Origin of the sequence: Enterococcus sp. AZ067 (assembly GCF_051715005.1) — a bacterium.
GTDB lineage: Bacteria > Bacillota > Bacilli > Lactobacillales > Enterococcaceae > Enterococcus_D > Enterococcus_D casseliflavus.
The window spans coordinates 3509759-3528363 of sequence record NZ_JBIOSY010000001.1; the positions used below are offsets into that span (position 1 = coordinate 3509759).

Below are 18605 nucleotides of genomic sequence, written 5' to 3' on the forward strand. Positions count from 1 at the left end.
GAACAAGCGACAGACCACGTTTCATTCATCCTTCACAAACAATTGCCCATAGAAAAACACCTACAGGAAAGAACATTTCCTCCTGTAGGCCTTTGGTTCCACTCGTTAGTCATTGTTGAACATCTTTTTGTTTCTCGTTTATTTTTAATTGCAGCAAATAAAGCGCCCCTAGAAGATTGGCTTCATTACCAAATTTACATTTTTCGATAACAACAGAAGTGATGGTTTCCTCAACCAAAGAAGACTGCTTCTTGACATTCTGGTAAAGAACTTTAATTTCCCTGATCAATTGCGGTTGCTGACTAATACCTCCACCAATCACTACTTTTTCAATGTCTAGCACAGCTTGCAACGTCAAAATAATATGAACAACTTCTCGACAATAATTTTTAAATAGCTCTTTTATTCGTGGATCCCCCATTTCTAATGCCTCAAAAACAGCTTTTCCATCATCTAAATCTAGTAACCCTAATTCTTTTGCGGCACGCTGAATAAATTGAACAGCTGAAGTCGTAACTCCCATGAGGTTCTTTGTTTCGCCAGATTCTGGTGTTCGTGGCAAAAAACTCAATTCCCCTGCCTGAAAATGCTCTCCCTGAAGAATCGCTCCATCTAAAATGATTCCACCTCCGACGCCTGTTCCTAAAACGATCGCTGCAGCGTTCTTCTTTCCTTTTAGATTACCCAACCATAATTCAGCTAATGCTGCTGCCTTTCCATCATTGCAGACTAAGCAAGGGAGATTAAATGTTGTTTCAATAAAATCACAAATAGCAAATTCATGTAGAAACGTTAATGCCCCTCCATTAAATATTATCCCTTGAGTATGATCGATTTTACCAGGGCAACAAATTCCTACACCAGCAATATCTCCTCCTTGTGCAGCTATGATCGATACTAACAATCGCTTTAACCCGAACAAGGTTTGCGGCGTTTTCTCTCTTTGGACGTCTTGCATTTTTCCAAACGCATCGATTAGCGCGAATTTCAAATATGTTCCACCAATATCAATTGCCAAATAAGTTTTCATTGCTATCTTTCCTTTCTCTTGCTACTTTTATTACATACCATGTTTTAAATTAATAGGAGGATATCGCTCTTGAATCAACAAGAATTAGAAACCTACCTTAGAGAGATCAATGACTACGAAAAAGAACAACGAAAAACAGGGACGAGCATCAATAATATTCCGAACCTTTCAGATAATGGTAACGATTTATTTGATTCTGCGACAGGTCATTTCCGACTGCCCAAAGCCCCGTTTTTCCAAGGAAATCAGGTATATATTGCAAAGCACAATCGTTTTGGGCCGATGATCGAACACATTCATGACTTTATTGAAATAAATTATGTTTATAGTGGCGAATGTACCCAATACATCAAAGGTCAAAAAATACTCCTGACTGAAGGCGATTTTTGTGTGTTAGATCGCGATGTTCCCCACTCTATCGATCCATTAAAAGAAGACGACTTACTCATCAATATATTAATTAATGATCAAACCTTTACTTCATTATTTTGCCTACAGTTAGAACGTAATAATAGCTTGATCGGGAATTTTTTGGCTACTGCATTTGATGAACAAGCCCAACATGATCAGTTCCTACTTTTTCATACCAGCTCTACGCCGCACTTACATACCCAAGTTCAATTACTGTTGCAAGAGTACTGGCGATCAGAAGTCATCGATTTTCGTTTTATTAGCCAATATTTACAACTGATCCTCTCAGAATTGATGCGGCTTTATACGATCGAAGTTAGTAGAAATCAGACCAGTCAGTTTAATGCGCTTGATGTTCTTGAATACATTGATGAACACTACCAAAGTGTGTCCTTAAACGAGCTTAGTCAAGTCTTCAACTTCAATGCAAACTATATCAGCAACGCGTTAAAAAAAGGAACTGGGAAAAATTTCCAAGAGACGCTCCTCCAAAAAAGGCTATTAGTTGCGAAAGATTTACTGTTGCATTCGACTTATTCAATAGAAGAAATTGCTGCTACTGCAGGCTTTCACTCCACAAGCTATTTTTATCGGCAATTTAAACGAGTGTTTCAAACGACTCCCAAAAGTATGCGGAGCCATGAAAAAACTCATTAGGGTGTGTTCAGCAAAATCATTTAGTTATTGGCTACCTGCTTTCTTTTTCGTAAAATATCCACAAAGAAAATCACCGTTAACATAAGAAAGCCAGCACCAGCAATTCCTAAAGCAAAACTTGCTGTGGTGTTTCCAAAAATACGAGCGAAAAAAGAGCTAATATAAGGGGAAGAAAAAGACCCTAGATTCGAGCCGACCATCCCCACCGAAACGGCTAATGTTTCTGATCCTTTTGGTGCAGCGCCCAGCAAAGCACCAAAGATGTAAGGAATGAACAAAGATAAACAAAATCCAATCAACACAAGATAACTTGTCACTGCATAGATGTTAGTAGCCATCGAAAGCAAAAAGAAACTGATCGTTGCCACTACCCCACCAACCACAGGGGTAAATTGGCGAAAAATCTGAAAGAACTTTCCGTACACTAAGCCACTAATAAACCCTGCTAACGTCATTAAGGAGAGTGCTGTCCCTAGAAAATTAGCATGCGCCATCTGCTGTTCGCTGACCAAAGAGCCTACTTTTGTAAAGACGACCATTACCATTGCCAAGAGCGCAAAGAGGCCAGCTGCATAAAAAAACGTTGGCAGATTGATCTGTTGTTTTGTCTTTTTCGTCTGTTGAGAAGCTCCTTGAGTCTCTGGTACAACAAACTGAAATAAGATCAAGAGAGGCAATGCCAATAAGTAGACGGCAAAAGCATAATGCCAATTGACAGTTGCAAGGATCCCTGCTAAAAACGTTGCAAAACTTGATCCTAAACTTTGGGCAGCGCTTTGAAACCCAATCAGCGCTTGCTTTTCATCACCTTCATAAAAATCGTTGATCAAACTTACAGCTAAAGAGTTGTAACAGCCTAGACCTGCCCCAAAAATAAAGCGAGACAGATAAATCAACGTAAAATTCTGGGTAAATAGGGGAAACACACCACCAACCAAAGAGAGCAACAAGCCTAGCATAACAGTTTTCTTGCTTCCAATTTTTGATGAAATAAAACCGCTTAACAAGACAAAAATCATCATGGTAAAAGAGGGGACGGTCACTAAAGATTCAATTGTCGTTTGGCTGATATCTGGAAAATTAGCTTGAATCATAGGAATTGTCATGGAAATAGCATTCGCCGATGTTAGTAATAAAGAGATTGACAAAAGCGTTATCTTAAATAGGAAACCTCGTTTTTTCGTCATTTATTTTCTTTCCTTTCTAATTCATAACGTATATGATAGGTGCCTGATCCCACGAAGACTGTGAGATCATTTGGTCCTTCTTGTACCGATGGATACTCTGCTTCATGTTCCACATATTTCGCAATGCCGATATCAACGACTGTGCGACCTGATCTGTGACCAAATCGCTTTGGCTGCCAGGTTTCACTGATTTCTCTTCGCACGTTCTCTTGATCAGCTACTGATGGTAAAACGATCTCTGCTTCTGTATTAGCAGGTACTACAACCGTTAGTTCATAAGTCTCTTCGTTTCGTTTCCAACTACTGCACAAGGAACCAAACATCGTTTCTAATGAAGCATTGCAATGTGTTAAGTGCTGAGATAATTTAGGAGCAATAATTGATTGCTGATAACCTGGAGCTTTTACCTTAATGCCGGCGATTGTTTCATACATCCAATTACCAATCGATCCATATGCATAATGGTTAAACGAATTCATCCCATCATCCCAAAACGTTCCGTCATTTTTGATTCCATCCCAATGCTCCCAAACCGTTGTCGCTCCTTTTTCTACTTGGTACAACCATGAGGGAAGATCTTTGTTAAAAAGTAACTGGTAGGCTAAATCTAAATGACCATTTTCCGAGAGAACGTGGCAGATATAGGGACTCCCAATAAAGCCTGTATCGAGGTGCCGATCTTTTTGTTCAATCAATTCTACTAGTCGATTGACAATAGAAAGCTTTTGCCCTTCTGGATAAAGTTCGAACATCAGGATAAGAATATGGGCTGTTTGAGTATCGCTAGTTAACCCATTATCTGTAACATATGTTTCTCCTATTTTCGTTTTGACTGTGCGATACAGCTCATCATAAATCTTGTATTCTTGATACTTCCCTAATATGCGAGCAGTGTTTGCAACGATTCTGGTAGAATAAGCAAAATAGCAAGTAGCAACGAGTGTTTCATCCGTTGCGCCAAAAAAACTGCCTTCTTCTGCATCCAGCGCTAACCAGTCCCCAAGTTGCAATCCCGTATTCCACAGCGCTTCTTCGGGCCCTTGTCCTCGGATGTAATCCACCCAAGCTTTCATACTGTCAAAGCTTTCTTCTAAGATTTGGCGATCCCCGTATCGTTGATACATTTCCCACGGTACAATCGTTGCAGCATCCCCCCAAGCTGCGGTTGTTCTTGCAGCATTATCTGCAAAGACCCCTTTTAAGACATCCGGAACAACAAAGGGAACTGAGCCATCTTTCATTTGAGAAAAGCGTAAATCTTTCAACCACTTATAAAAGAATTGATACGTATCCATATTAAAGCTAGCCGTAGGAAAGAAAATTTGTGCATCAGCAGTCCAGCCTAGCCGTTCATCTCTTTGCGGGCAATCGGTAGGGACATCTAAAAAATTTCCTTTTTGTCCCCAAAGAATATTGTGCTGTAGTTGGTTAATTGCTGCATCAGAGGTCTCGAAAAGGCCAGTCTTTGGCATGTCAGAATGTAAAACCACACCTGAGAAATCTTCTTTTTTGATGCCTTCAGGAAAGTTTTCTAAATGAACATAACGGAAGCCATGAAAGGTGAACATCGGCTCGATCGTTTGAACAGAACCGTCTAATGTATACGTATCTGTTTGTTGGGCATCCCGTATATTGCCACGATAAAAATTACCGTCTCGATCTAACACCTCTCCGTGTATCAAACGAACGACTTGATTCTTTTCTCCTTTAATCGTAAAACGCACCCATCCCACCATATTTTGTCCCATGTCTAAAACCAGACGCCCTGAAGGATCACGGAACAAATCAATCGGGGTCAATTCCTCTTGCTTTCGTACTGGCTCATTTTCTTGATTGGTTAATTGTTTTTTCGAATAAGATATCGCTTTCAAATGACCGTTATACTTTCTTTCTAGAAGAAGATTTTGCTCCTCGCCATTGTATAAATCAGCAAAAAGCCATTGATTGCTATACTCCTGCCACGTTTCATCACTACCGATTATTTCGGTGGATCCATCTGCATAAGTCAGTTCAATCTGAGCAATAAATGCATTAAAGTTTCCATAAGTGTCTTTCTTTTTCTCCCAACCAAGATAGCCGCTATACCATCCTTCCGCAACGGTTATTTGCACTTCGTTTTGGCGCTGCAACTGCGAAGTGATGTCATAAACTTGATATTGAATACGATCGTTATAGTCCGTCCAGCCTGGAGTAAAATAATCATCCCCAATTTTCATTTGATTTAATTCTGCAAAATAGATACCCAGAGCACTGAGATAAATTCTGGCTTTCACAACTTCTTGTTGAATCGTAAACTTGTAAGCACCTGTAAACGGTTTTATTTTCCCTTGTTCAACAATGGGACATTTTGTTGTCACCCAATCGGCTTGCCAATCGCCTGCTTCAAGCAAGCCTGTCTCAAAATGAGTTACTCCCCAATCACTTTCTTGTCCAGTGCTCGCCAGACTTTTTACCCGTACATGATAGGTTTGTCGAGAAGCCAGCTTGGGGCCTTTATATTGGATATTCGTTGATTGCTCGCTCCACTCATTGTGATGCCAGATAACCGTTTTAAACTCATTGTCTAATGATAGTTGCAAATCATACCGTTTTTGTTTAATATTCCTATCTTCCGAATCGATTTGCCACGAAAAACTTACTTGTTCTCCGCCAACACCAATTGGTGCGTCTAAGTGATTGATTATTATCTTCCTGATATTCATGGAATTCCTCCTTTTTTTCTTATTTTAAGCAAGATAGAAAACGGATACAATTCACTTTTCACCGATATTAATTGAACTATCTACAGATAAGAAACATAGTTGCTTCACTATCGATCAATGCAAAAACAAAAAAGCAGTCCCATTTTTCGAATAAAAGAAAAAGGGAACTACTTTATTATGTTTACATTTATTAATAATCACCCGTTCAGCAAACGATCATCTTACTTTCGATCTATTTCACTCGTCTTTCTTTAAGGAGCAGCCTAAGTTATTCTGTCTTTCCCTCAGCAAACTCTGCCAGCAGTTGCCGAACTTCATCCGTTGATTTCGTATTCATCAATTTTGCCCGCAAATCACTGGCTCCAGGGAAGCCTTTGACATAGATTTTAAAGAAACGATGCAATCCTGCGATCGAGCGTGGCACCATTTTGGCGTAATGGTCCTGCAGGTCTAATTGCAACTGCAACAAGCCTAATAGCTCTTCTGAGGTATGCTCTTTCGGTTCTTTTTCAAAGGCATAGGGATTCTTGAAAATACCCCGACCGATCATGATTCCGTCTACGCCATATTTTTCTGCTAGCTCTAAACCTTTGGTACGATCAGGGATATCGCCGTTGATCGTCAGCTTCGTTTGCGGGGCGATTCTATCCCGCAAGGCAACCACTTCAGGAATCAATTCCCAATGGGCGTCGACCTTGCTCATTTCTTTGCGGGTTCGCAAATGGATCGAAAGGTTGGCGATATCCTGTTGCAGGACATGGGTCAACCAAGCTTCCATTTCTCCTAGTTCGGTATAGCCCAAACGCGTCTTGACGCTGACCGGCAAGCCGCCAGCTTTGGCTGCTTGGATCAGCTCAGCAGCAACTTCTGGTCGCAAGATCAAGCCGCTGCCTTTGCCTCGTCCAGCAACGTTCGGCACTGGACAGCCCATATTTAAGTCGATCCCTTTAAAGCCCATCTCCGCTAAACCGATACTCATCTCACGGAAATACTCTGGCTTATCGCCCCAAATGTGTGCCACCATCGGTTGCTCATCTTCGGTGAAGACTAAACGTCCTCGCACACTGTCGCGTCCTTCTGGATGGCAGTAACTATCGGAGTTGGTAAATTCCGTAAAGAAAACATCTGGTGCGCCGGCAGCTTGAACGACATGTCGAAAAACGACATCGGTGACATCTTCCATTGGTGCTAGGATAAAAAAAGGCTTCGGCAATTCAGCCCAAAAATTTGTTGTCATGATTTACGCTCCATTTCTTTGTCCAAGGATCTTCTTTTATGACCCCCACTTGCAAAACAAACCCCATTATACTAAGAATGCGTCAAAGAAGCAAAAGAGCAAGACGACACCCGCCGGTGCTTCGCCTTGCTCTTTTGCAACAGACGCTTAATATTGCCGAATAACTGGCGGTTCGTAGGCTTGAATAAAAGCTTCAAGCTCCTGAGTTGTTTGTGCAAAGCCGATTTTTTCACGATCGGCTTGCGTCAAGAACTCATTTTCCACCATATTGTCATACAAAGCTCTTGTTGCACGGTAAAAGTTGTTCACATCATAAAAAGCACACGGATTCGGGTTCTGACCGATTCTTGACCATGAGATCATCTCCGTGATTTCTTCCAGCGTACCAGGACCGCCTGGTAGTGCGACAAAAGCCTGCGACAATTCGAACATTTTTCGTTTTCTTTCTGACATCGTCTCGACGACATGGAGTTCGGTCAACCCAGGATGTGCTAGTTCCCGATCCTTTAAAAAGGTTGGGATCACCCCGATCACCTGACCGCCATTTTCTAGGACAGCATCTGCCAATACGCCCATCAAGCCTGCTTTTCCGCCACCATAAACCAGCGTATTTTTTCGTGAAGCGATCCACTGCCCCAATTCTTGGGCGGCTGTTGCAAAACTAGGTTCATTACCGACACTGGCACCACAATAGACTGCAATTTTCATAAAACTCTCCATCATCCTTCTCAATCATTTTGAAATAGTATATCATGATTCTGATAAAGGTTCTGGGAAAGGATGGAAAAAAATTTATGAACATTGAGGAGTATCAACGATTTATTAGTGACTTCTACAAAGCCCGCAACTGGTATCAGTACGATCCGTTTATTCGGGCGAATTTTTTAGCAGAAGAAGTCGGGGAAGTGAGCCGTGCCATTCGGACATTGGAGATCGGTCGCGACCGTCCCGATGAACAAGAAGGCTTGCCAGAAGAAAAACTGGCAAACCTGACGGAAGAATTAGGCGATGTACTGGATAACTTATTTATTCTCGCCGATAAATACGATATTTCTCTAGAAACGATCATGCAAAAACACAAAGAGAAGCTATTGTCTCGCTATCAAATGGACCATATGACAGAAAAAAACAGCTAACGGGCTACTTGTTGCGGAACGGGCAGCGGCAAAGGTTGCTTTTCTTAAATACAAAAAACCAACGTTTCTGTGGTCGATCGGCCAGTGAAACGTTGGTTTCCTTCTATTATATAAAAAGTTGGTTCTCCTTTTTATGCAATAGGAGGTGTTTATTGTGCCATTTGCTCTACCAGTTCTTCCAATCCAGTCAAGGCTTGGTAGCCGTAGCCAAAGAGATAATTGTAGTCCATGCTGTAGACTTGTTTGTTTTTGATGGCTTTCATGCTGGAGAGTTTGTCATTTTTGTACAAGCCTTCAATGATTTCTTGACCAGAAACACTGCCTTCGATCGTTGACCAGTCACCGACGATCAAGACATCGGGATCCGTTTCGATCAAGGTTTCAACACTGACTTCTCCTGAATAGTCTTGAAACACATTGTTCAGTTTGATCATGTCAAAGTTGCTGTTGAAAAAAGACTCGTCTTGAGCGGCATAGACACTGACCACACTTGGATCAGACATAAAGAGATGGGCAAAGGTTTGCTCTTCTTTGTCTGCTACTTTTTCTTCCAAGGCACTCTGGCGATCCTTTAATTCTTTTTCAAAAGCAGCGGCTGCCTCAGGGACATTGAAGAGCTTGCCAAGGTTTTCAATGTCTTGATAAACGGAATCAAATGTCGCCCCAGTGACAGAGGTTTCTTGGACGTAAGTCGGAATACCCATCTCGTTCAATGAATCAACGGTGCCGACGCCCCAATCTTGGTTATCGAAAAGTCCCCCGCGACCAAAAATCAAATCTGGATCCACACTGAGCGCCGTTTCTTTACTGATATAGTCGCTGCCCAGGTCGTTTAGTTCTGCATAATCAGCAGCAACTTCCTCATCAGCGGCACCAAAGGTTGCACCGACACCCGCAATCTGATCCTTGAGGCCGAGATGCAGCAGCAATTCCGCTGCTGGTCGTGTGTTGGCTACGACTTTTTTTGGTGCCTCATTAAAGGTTTGGTCCTTGGCAGTCCATTGCGTGCCGCCTTCTGCTTTGGTGTAGTTGCTGATGGTTAAGGGATACGTACTTTCTGCCTGTGAGGAAGAAGCCGAAGTTCCTTCATCCTTCGTATTGCCGCAAGCGCTTAATGTAAAGACTGCCAATCCTACCCCAATCATTTTTCCCCATTTATTCATCTGTTTGCTCCTTTTCAAAATAATAATGAAACCCTAATCCGCCTGTAATCGGATGATGGTAAATACTGCATTTCACGCCATAGATTTCTTCGATCAGTTCTTCTGTCAGCAACGTTTCTGGTTCGCCATACCCTACGACCCGACCATCTTTTAAGGCATAGATGATGTCGCAATAATTGGCTGCTTGTTCCAAATTATGCAGCGCCGCCAACAAGCCAATCTTCAGATGCTTGACGGTTTCTAAGATTTCCAGTTGATATCGGATATCCAAATGATTGGTCGGCTCATCGAGAATCATAAATTTCGGTTCTTGGGTGATGGCACGAGCAAGGACGACCCGCTGTTTTTCGCCTCCTGATAATGAGAGGTAGCTGCGTTTTCTGTAGGCACTTAGCCCTGTTTTGGCTAAGGCTTCGGTGACCAGCTCATGATCGGCTTTGGTGTCTTGTTCCAACAAACCCTTGTGGGGCGTGCGGCCTAAAAGCACCATCTGTTCTACTGTTAAATCAAAGCTCAACTCATTGAACTGACTGACGACGCTGACTTGCTGGGCGACTTTTTTTTCGGAACTTTTCAAAATATTCATCTCACCCAAATAAATGTCGCCGCTGTCAGGTTTCAACGTTTTGTAGATAGCTTTTAACAATGTAGATTTGCCGCTGCCGTTGGAACCAATCAAGCCGACAAATTGCCCCTGTGCGGTTTGGACGGAGATGTCTTTTAGTATCTGCTGATCCCCGATCGTCAGATTGAGCTTTTCAACTGCTAATTTCATTCCGTCACCCCCCAAAGTTGTATTGCCGTTTGACAATGATATAGATAAAGATCGGTGCACCGATCAGCGCTGTAATGATCCCGATCGGCAGTTCGACTCCTTGCAGGGTCGAGCGGGCGATCACATCCGCCCAAATCAAAAACAACGCGCCTGTCAAAGCGGTCAAAGGCATCAACAGGCGATGATCCGACCCGCTGACTCCACGTACGATATGAGGAATGATCAAGCCGACAAAGCCGATCATACCAGAATTCGCAACGATGATACTGGTTAATAGCGCTGCTAGCAGCATGTAAAAACGACGATAGAAAGTCAGCTTGACCCCTAAGGTGGAAGCAACTTCATCTCCCAGCAAAAGCGTATTCAAAACACGGTATTGCGTCAGGAAGAACAGCGTGATCAAAGAAACCAGAACCACGATAAAGCCTAATTTGTTCCAAGAAGCCGAGGCTAAGCTGCCCATCGACCAAAACGCCACAGTCTTCATCCCTTCTGCATTGCTAGCCAGATAGATGATCAAATTTGAAACAGAGCTGCATAAGGCACTGACGATCGTCCCCGACAGCACAAGTTTTGTGGAAGTCATTTTCCCACCGATACTAGCAAGCAGCAGCACCAAAATGGTGGCAATCCCCGCTCCTGCAAAGGCACCAAACGATAAGCCCAGCTGCAAGACTAGCGCCGAGCCGCCAAAACCGACTAAGATGGCGAAGGTCGCCCCTAAGGATGCGCCAGAAGAGATCCCAAGGATATAGGGATCTGCCAGCGGATTTTGGACCACTGCCTGCATCACTGCCCCGCTGATCGCTAACCCCATGCCCACAAAAATAGACAACAAGACCCGGGGTGCCCGAACAAACCAGACGATATTGATGTTTGCGTCTGAAATGCCTGAAAGATCACCAACCAATCCATGGCTGATTTTATAGAAGAGAATTTGGTAAACTTCGCCAAGGGTGATATTGGCTTGGCCGTTTGCCAAAGCAACTCCTGCAGATAAGAGAATGGCGACAACTAAAACACAGCAAATGATTGTCGAAACCATCCAACGATTTGATTTAATCAACCCTACCGACATGTGATTCTCCTTTATTCAGCACGACTCCCTCCTGATTTCACAGCAAAAACAACCTTGACTGTTGCCTCGCCGTCATCATAAAAGAAGCATCTGTGCGTTTTTTCGCTTATAACAGTTCTTCTCATGAAAAGCGCCAAAGCCATGTGCTGCTTTGACATCTATTTGCAAATGAGAATCACTCTCAATGAATAGAGTCATTATAAGGAACCTTTTGTGAAATGTAAATAATTTTCTGAAAATTTCCTTAAATAAGAGTTATTCTAATGTTCGTGATTGATTGGGCGTTTTCCTCTCCATTGACCGATCGAAAACACGGTACCCGTGAAGAAGCGAATCCTTTGGCATAATAATCAAGTGTTTTTTTTATGATGAAAAAAAGACAGACTTCATTTTGTACGAAGTCTGTCTCCAGTCTGATGCCTATGCTCAGGCAGGCTTGTTCTTGCTAGCTTCCCTTTGTTCGAACGTGAAACCTATGCGTTGCCAAGGATTTGCTGATTCAACGAAATCATCTCCAAAAGACCTTGAGCGGCTTCGCTGCCTTTGTTGCCAGCTTTGGTTCCCGCCCGTTCAATGGCTTGTTCGATCGTTTCAGTCGTCAACACACCAAACATGATCGGAATGTCGGCATTCAGACCAATTTGGGCTACGCCTTTCGCCACTTCATTTGAGATCAATTCATAGTGGGTCGTTGCTCCGCGAATCAAGGCACCTAATGTCACGATCCCATCGTATTGTTTGTGGTCAACGATTTTTTTGGTAATATACGGAATCTCATAAGCCCCTGGAACCCAATACACATCGATGTTTTCTGCTTTGACTCCATGACGCACCAAATTGTCTTTGGCGCCTTCCACTAACTTGGAAGTGATAAACTCGTTGAATCGTGAGACCACGATCCCTACTTTGACTGCCTCTCCCTGAAACGTTCCTTCAAATACTGTCATCGCTCATTCTCCTTTGGTTGATTAAATAGATAGGTAATGGTGAAACTTTTCTTTCTTCGTTTTCAAATAGCTGCTGTTTTCTTTATGCGCAGGCATCTCCAGCGGTACTCGTTCTGCTACCTTGATCCCTAAGCTTTCTAATTCCTTCACTTTGTCAGGGTTGTTGGTCATCAATTGAATCTCCTGCACTTCTAAGGAACGTAAAACATCAGCGGCAAACGTGTAATGACGGGCATCTGCTGCAAACCCTAATGCAATATTTGCTTCATAAGTATCCATGCCTTGTTCCTGCAGCTGATAGGCACGGAGCTTGTTCCGCAAGCCAATACCGCGGCCTTCTTGGCGTAGATACAAAATCGCACCGCGGCCTTTTGCTTCGATCTGCCACATCGCTTCTTGCAGCTGTTCGCCGCAATCACAGCGATGAGAGCCGAAGACGTCGCCTGTTAAACACTCTGAATGGATCCGTAGTAACAGCGGCTCGGTAGTATGTTGAATCTCGCCTTTGGCTAGTAAAAGGTGTTCATTGCCGAACTCATCTTCAAATAAGGACAATTGGAACGCCCCATAAGCCGTTGGCAGATCCACCGTGATAGGCGTGGTTCCTCGTAGATATTCCGCCAACTCATCAATGGTCAAAAACGGCAGCTGCCATTTTTCTGCTAATTTTTTCAATTCTGGGACCCGAGCCATCGTGCCATCTTCATTTAAAATCTCACAAATGTAGGCTGCTTCCACGCTGCCAGCAAGCTTTGCTAAATCCACAGCCGCTTCTGTATGTCCTCTGCGTTCCAACACGCCGCCAGGTTGAGCGGTCAATGGGAAGATATGTCCAGGGCGATAAAAATCCGCAGCCTGTGACGCAGGATCAGCCAACTTTTCAATCGTCACTGCCCGGTCTTTCGCAGAAATTCCCGTACTCGTCGTCACGTGATCGACACTGATGGTAAACGCGGTGCCAAAGGCATCCGTATTATTGACGGTCATCTCAGGCAATGCCAGCTTTTCAGCGATCGCTTGTGAGATGGGTGCACAGATCAAGCCGCGGCCATAAGTCGCCATAAAATTGACGGCTTCTGGCGTTGCGTATTCAGCGATCCCAATCAAATCTCCTTCTGATTCCCGATTTTCATCATCGGCGACAATCACTAAGCCGCCTATTTTTAACCATTCCACTGCTTGTTCTACTTTATGCATCGTCTGCCTTCTTTCATTTTCGTTGGTATTTGACATATTTCCCGATCATATCCGTCTCGATATTGACCCACTCCCCTTGTTTCAACTGCCCCAGCGTCGTCTGGTCTTTGGAATGGGGGATCAAGCTAACGGAAAATGCCTGTGCCGTCGTCTGGGTAACCGTCAAACTGACGCCATTGATCGCAATCGACCCTTGCGGAATGATTTCCCCTTGCACACTGACAGGATAAGCAAACGTCAAGATCAAGGCATTTTCCAACTGCTTTTTCTGGATCAACCGGGTCGTTACATCAATATGGCCTGCGACAAAGTGGCCTTCAAAACGCTGCGTTGCTGCCATCGCTCGCTCCAAATTGACTTCGGCACCCACCGAGAGTTGTTTAAAGGTGGTTCGTTGAAAGGTTTCTGGCATGATATCCACCGTAAACGTCGTCGCTTGTTTGGCGATCGCCGTCAAACACGTCCCGTTGATCGCCATACTGTCTCCGATCTGGTAATCCGCCAGTAATCCTTCGGACGCACTGCAGGTTAGCTGGATCGTGCGGCTTTGCTTGCGGATCTCTTTGATGCGGCCTTTTTCCTGAATCAATCCTGTGAACATTCCTCTGGTCTCCTTCCTCGGATGCAAACATCTTCCCCAACTGCAGTCACCGTCACCTCTGTTAGCTGCTGCAGCTGTTTCGGGGTACGCTCACTGGTAAAACTTGCGAGACTATTGCCCCCAAGAAACTTTGGCGCCACATAGGTAATGCTTTCTTGCCACAGTCCGCTGGCTAAAAAGGCATCATGGATCGCAGCGCCTCCTTCTACGTAAAGCGATTGGACCTGTCGTGCGGCAAGCTCCTTCAGCAATGAAACAATTGTCAACTCTTCCAGCTGGATCACTGACACATGAGCTGGCAAATCACTGACAGTTGTCTGCTGCGTAAAAATCCACACAGGTGCCGAATCATCGGCAAACAGTGCCAAATGGGGTTGCCACAGCGTTCGCCCCCGACGGTCTACCACGATGCGAATCGGCGGAAAGCTGGTTTCAACCGTGGTCAATAAGGTGGGATCATCCGTCAACACCGTCTGACTGCCCACTAAGATTCCTTGATAGTCTCCACGTTCTTGATGGACGTTTTGCCAAACCGCTGAACCAGTGATCGCACTGCGGGTCAACGCATCATGAGCGATCCGGCCATCTAAAGTGATCGCTTGCTTCAACGCCACGTAAGGTCGCTGATGCCGATGGTAAAAATTATAGTGTGGATTCAAACGGCGCACCGCTGTTTCTTCGATGCCCACCAACACGTCGATGCCCTGTTCTTCTAAAAAGCGCTTGCCTTGTCCAGCCACGATCGGGTTAGGGTCTAACTGGCCGATGACTACCTTTTTGATGCCGCTGTCGATGATCAGCTGGGTGCAAGGCGGCTGTTTTCCTTGATGGTTGCAAGGTTCTAACGTCACGTATAAAGTCGAATTGATTAGGTCTTCGGAGGAATGGCATTGTTCGATGGCGTTTCGTTCCGCATGGGACTGCCCATAGACTAAGTGAGCCCCTTTGGCAATGACCCGTTGCTCTTTGACGATCACAGCGCCCACTAGCGGATTGGTAAAGGTTTGGTAACGCCCTTTTTTGGCTTCTGTGATCGCCAAACGCATGTATTCGTTATGCATCTTCCTTCCTCCTTTCAATAAAAAAATGCCTCGTGAGAATCTCACGAGGCATAGACAAACAAGACCAGCAAAAAATCAATTTTAGACGCACTGCGCCCCTTGAAATTTTGTGGTTTTTCTTCTCCCATCCAGACTTTCACTGTCGGTGCCAGATTCACACTGGCTCCACCGCATAGCTATGCGGGTCACGGACTTCAAGCATTGCGCTTGTCACCGTCGGTCGGGAATTACACCCTGCCCCGAAGAATACTATTCAATTCATGTGCATTTTAGCCCGACCATTTTTGTTTGTCAATAGGCCTGATTACAAGCCAATAGGAATTCCTCTTGGCTTTTTCTTTTGGCAACCCCAAAGCAGCGACAGCAGAAATCCCTTGTCGTTCCGCCACTTTCCTAAGCTGCAGCAAGGCGATTTTGCCTGTAAAAAAACACGAGAAAACCTAGGTTAAATATTTTTTCTCGAACGAAGCCATTTATCGAACTCCGTCACGAGTAAGACGACCATCCCGGAAGCTGCTGAGATGACCCAGCCGATCAAGGACATGTCCTCCGTATGAAAGGCGCTTTGCATAAATGGAACATAGGTCAATAACAGTTGCAGAACTAGCATCACACCAATGATCACGAACGCTTTTGGATTGGTGAAGGAAGCTTTAGAAAACGCTGGTGCACTGGTACGGATGTTGAACAAATAGAAAATCTTACTTAAGACCACGATATTGACCATCATGGTACTAGCAACGGCTTCGCTGACGCCTTGCAGCAAGAGCCAGTCATGGGCGATCAAACTGATGACTGCCATCAAGATCGATACATACGCCATCTGCCAAATATCGTGGCGATTCAACAATTTATTGCCTGTCTTTCGCGGTTTGCGGCTCATGATCCCAGACTCTGCTGGTTCAAAGATAAACGCAAACTGGATCGTAATAGCAGAAACCATGTTGATCCACAGCAGTTGTGTCGCCTGCAGCGGCAATTCTTTTTGCATCATGATCGTAAAGGCAATGATCAGCCCTTCGGCAAAAGATGTCGGCAACAGAAACAGAATGCTCTTTTTGATGTTGTCATAGATCCTGCGTCCTTCGCGAATCGCTAAGGACATGGTACCGAAATTGTCATCGGTCAAGATCATATCAGCAGAGTCTTTGGCTACATCCGTGCCGCTGATCCCCATCGCTACACCGATATCCGCCCGCTTCAACGCAGGGGCATCGTTGACTCCGTCCCCTGTCATCGCCGTGACTTTGCCTTTGGCTTGTAGCGCTCTGATAATGTCCAATTTATTTTTCGGCGTGGTTCGTGCAAAGACTTGATTCGTCAAGGCAGCATCTTGAAATTCAGCTTCACTCATCTGATCCAACTCGGCACCAGTCACGACGTGAATCTCATCCGCTAAGCCAAGCTTTTCCCCAATCGCTTTGGCGGTCAGAGGGTGATCCCCAGTGATCATTTTCACTTGAACACCGGCTTGGTTCATTTCCTTCAGGGAGGCAATCACTTCTTCTCGCGGCGGATCGATGATCCCAGCGATCCCTAGTAATTGCAGCCCTTGCTCAAAAATCGTTTCATCAATGTGATCGATCGAAACTTTCTGATAGCCCACCGCTACCACTCGTTTGCCTTCTGCCGACAAGCGGCGGACATGGCCTGTCCAATAGGCTTCATCAAAAGGCGCCGCTTGTTTTTGCACCATTTCAAACAATTTATCTGGGGAGCCTTTAACAAATAACAAACGTTCCCCCGCAGGGTTTGCCACTAGTTTCGCCATGTAGCGGTTGTCCGAATCAAAGGGCAGCATATCCAGCTCTTGGTAAGCAGGTGCTTGCGGATAGGCAAATTGCTTATGATACAGCGTCAAAAAGGAGCCGTCTGTTGGTTCCCCATTGATCGTCCAGTGATTTCCTTCTGGGACCAGTACCGTATCGTTGGCTTCGTAACCAGCTTCCAAAAACAACTGCAAGGTGTCTTGCGCGTGGACGTCCTCCTGCTTTGGACGAATTTCTCCCACCGGCGCATAGCCGTCACCCGTCACTTCATATTCCTGCTCAGCCAATACGATGTCTTTGACCGTCATTTCATTTTTGGTCAGGGTACCTGTTTTATCCGTCGCGATCACATCCACTGAGCCTAGCGTTTCAACCGCTGGCAGCGTTTTGATGATGGTGTGCTTGTTTTTTGCCATGTCGCTGACACCCATCGCCAAAACCACCGAGGTCGTTGCTGGCAATCCTTCTGGGATCGAGCCGACGATCATGGTGACAACGGCTAAGGATAAGACAGAGATCGCATAGGTTTGCTGGAACAAGCTGACGACAAATAGCAAGACCGCCACGCCCATGATCACATAGGTGATGCCTTTCCCCAGTCCATCGATCTCTTTCATCAATGGCGTTTTTCGTTCTTCCGTTTGATTGACTTCAGCTGAGATTTTCCCGATCTCAGTCTTGACGCCAGTAGCGATCACGATCCCTTTCCCGCTTCCTGATGTCACGGAAGTCGAAGCAAACGCCAAATTCCGTTGTTCCGCTAATGGAGTTGCTTCATCCATTAAGGCATCTGTTATTTTTTCCACCGAATCGGCTTCACCAGTCAAGGCGGATTCTTGGATACGCAAGTTGTCGGCTTCGATGATTCGCAGATCTGCGGGCACATTGTCACCAGCTTCTAGGAATACGACATCCCCTGGAACGACTTCGGCAGCTGGAATATCTTGACGAATCCCATTCCGATAGACCGTGGCTTCTGCTGATAGCATCTCTTTGATCCGTTCTAATGCATCGGAAGCATTCGCTTCTTGGTAATAACCGATCAACGCATTGACCAGCACGACGATGCCAATGATCACGGCATCAGAGAAATGCCCCATCAGCAGCGTTAAGATGGCGGAGAAAATCAAAATGTAGATGATCGTGTTATGGAATTGTCGCAGCAGCAACTGCCACTTGGCGGTTTTTTTAACCGCTAATTGGTTCAATCCGTAGGTTTCTAACCGCTCGGTTACTTGCGCCTCATCTAATCCTTGATCGATAGAGGGGACCTGATACTGTTCGATTGTTTCTGACACTGATAACTGAAACTCTTTTTTATTCATTTTTTTCTTCTTCCTTTTCTTTTTCATTGATGGATAACACAAATAAGCCCCCTATTTAGAAACTGCTCCTAAATAACGCGCTGTTGTTTGTCTCCTATTCAATTAAAAAGTAAGGCAAGTCAAAATAGTGTTTCTGCTCACCGTCACTCGAGTCGCTTGACATTCGTTTACCACCCCCTCTAAAGTTAGCAATAAGCGTAACAAACTATTTTTCCAAAGTCAAGAGTCACCGCTTTCAAAAATGAAAAGTGGCTGGCTTCTTCACAAAAAAAAGCCGCACGCCAACGATTCATTGCCGTGCAGCTCCTTCAGTACATTCTCTTCAAGCC

General features: G+C 44.7%; 15 protein-coding genes and 1 riboswitch. Of the genes, 2 read left to right on the top strand and 13 right to left on the bottom strand.

From position 1 onward, the window contains the following. Positions 1-109: 109 nt before the first annotated feature. A complete protein-coding gene (locus IGI82_RS16700) occupies positions 110-1030 on the bottom strand; it encodes an ROK family protein (protein ID WP_438842521.1) in 921 nt (306 codons plus the stop codon). Between the two features lie 69 nt (positions 1031-1099). On the opposite strand from IGI82_RS16700, the gene IGI82_RS16705 reads away from it, so the two are divergent. Next, positions 1100-2098, top strand: coding sequence for an AraC family transcriptional regulator (locus tag IGI82_RS16705; protein WP_115232917.1), 999 nt, complete (start codon positions 1100-1102; stop codon positions 2096-2098). Positions 2099-2118: 20 nt separating this feature from the next. Here IGI82_RS16705 and IGI82_RS16710 read toward each other — a convergent pair whose 3' ends face one another. From IGI82_RS16710 to IGI82_RS16725, 4 genes are all read right to left on the bottom strand, one after another. After that, a complete protein-coding gene (locus IGI82_RS16710; protein ID WP_438842522.1) occupies positions 2119-3285 on the bottom strand; it encodes an MFS transporter in 1167 nt (388 codons plus the stop codon). Then, a complete protein-coding gene (locus tag IGI82_RS16715; RefSeq protein ID WP_438842523.1) occupies positions 3282-5987 on the bottom strand; it encodes a family 78 glycoside hydrolase catalytic domain in 2706 nt (901 codons plus the stop codon). The genes IGI82_RS16710 and IGI82_RS16715 overlap by 4 nt, the downstream gene beginning before the upstream one ends. Before the next feature lie 268 nt (positions 5988-6255). Continuing rightward, positions 6256-7224, bottom strand: coding sequence for a tRNA dihydrouridine synthase (locus IGI82_RS16720; protein WP_252708779.1), 969 nt, complete (start codon positions 7222-7224; stop codon positions 6256-6258). Between the two features lie 147 nt (positions 7225-7371). Next, positions 7372-7932, bottom strand: a complete 561-nt coding sequence (locus IGI82_RS16725; RefSeq protein WP_167823289.1) for a TIGR00730 family Rossman fold protein — start codon at positions 7930-7932, stop codon at positions 7372-7374. An 86-nt stretch (positions 7933-8018) separates the two neighbouring features. Here IGI82_RS16725 and IGI82_RS16730 point away from each other — a divergent pair, with 86 nt between their 5' ends. Next, positions 8019-8360: a MazG nucleotide pyrophosphohydrolase domain-containing protein gene (locus tag IGI82_RS16730; RefSeq protein ID WP_034858689.1), complete on the top strand. Its 342-nt coding sequence runs from the start codon at positions 8019-8021 to the stop codon at positions 8358-8360. A 149-nt stretch (positions 8361-8509) separates the two neighbouring features. On the opposite strand, the gene IGI82_RS16735 is transcribed toward IGI82_RS16730, so the two are convergent. The 8 genes from IGI82_RS16735 to IGI82_RS16770 form a co-directional block, all read right to left on the bottom strand. Next, entirely contained in the window at positions 8510-9523 is a 1014-nt protein-coding gene (locus IGI82_RS16735; RefSeq protein WP_005233274.1) for an ABC transporter substrate-binding protein, read from the bottom strand. Then, on the bottom strand, positions 9516-10298 hold the full coding sequence (locus tag IGI82_RS16740) for an ABC transporter ATP-binding protein (RefSeq protein WP_010748955.1): 783 nt from the start codon (positions 10296-10298) through the stop codon (positions 9516-9518). The genes IGI82_RS16735 and IGI82_RS16740 overlap by 8 nt, the downstream gene beginning before the upstream one ends. A 4-nt stretch (positions 10299-10302) precedes the next feature. Further along, positions 10303-11376: a FecCD family ABC transporter permease gene (locus tag IGI82_RS16745; RefSeq protein WP_005233272.1), complete on the bottom strand. Its 1074-nt coding sequence runs from the start codon at positions 11374-11376 to the stop codon at positions 10303-10305. Positions 11377-11849: 473 nt separating this feature from the next. Further along, positions 11850-12323, bottom strand: a complete 474-nt coding sequence (ribH, locus tag IGI82_RS16750) for a 6,7-dimethyl-8-ribityllumazine synthase (RefSeq protein WP_061053393.1) — start codon at positions 12321-12323, stop codon at positions 11850-11852. A gap of 21 nt (positions 12324-12344) precedes the next feature. Further along, positions 12345-13520, bottom strand: a complete 1176-nt coding sequence (gene ribB, locus IGI82_RS16755) for a 3,4-dihydroxy-2-butanone-4-phosphate synthase (RefSeq protein ID WP_438842524.1) — start codon at positions 13518-13520, stop codon at positions 12345-12347. Between the two features lie 13 nt (positions 13521-13533). Beyond that, complete coding sequence (locus IGI82_RS16760; protein ID WP_005230617.1) at positions 13534-14121, bottom strand: riboflavin synthase; 588 nt, start codon at positions 14119-14121, stop codon at positions 13534-13536. Next, a complete protein-coding gene (gene ribD, locus IGI82_RS16765; protein ID WP_375820181.1) occupies positions 14106-15182 on the bottom strand; it encodes a bifunctional diaminohydroxyphosphoribosylaminopyrimidine deaminase/5-amino-6-(5-phosphoribosylamino)uracil reductase RibD in 1077 nt (358 codons plus the stop codon). Before ribD ends, IGI82_RS16760 begins: the two co-directional genes overlap by 16 nt. Before the next feature lie 112 nt (positions 15183-15294). After that, positions 15295-15433: riboswitch (FMN riboswitch) on the bottom strand. A 194-nt stretch (positions 15434-15627) separates the two neighbouring features. After that, on the bottom strand, positions 15628-18276 hold the full coding sequence (locus IGI82_RS16770) for an HAD-IC family P-type ATPase (RefSeq protein WP_438842525.1): 2649 nt from the start codon (positions 18274-18276) through the stop codon (positions 15628-15630). Between the last annotated feature and the right edge of the window lie 329 nt (positions 18277-18605).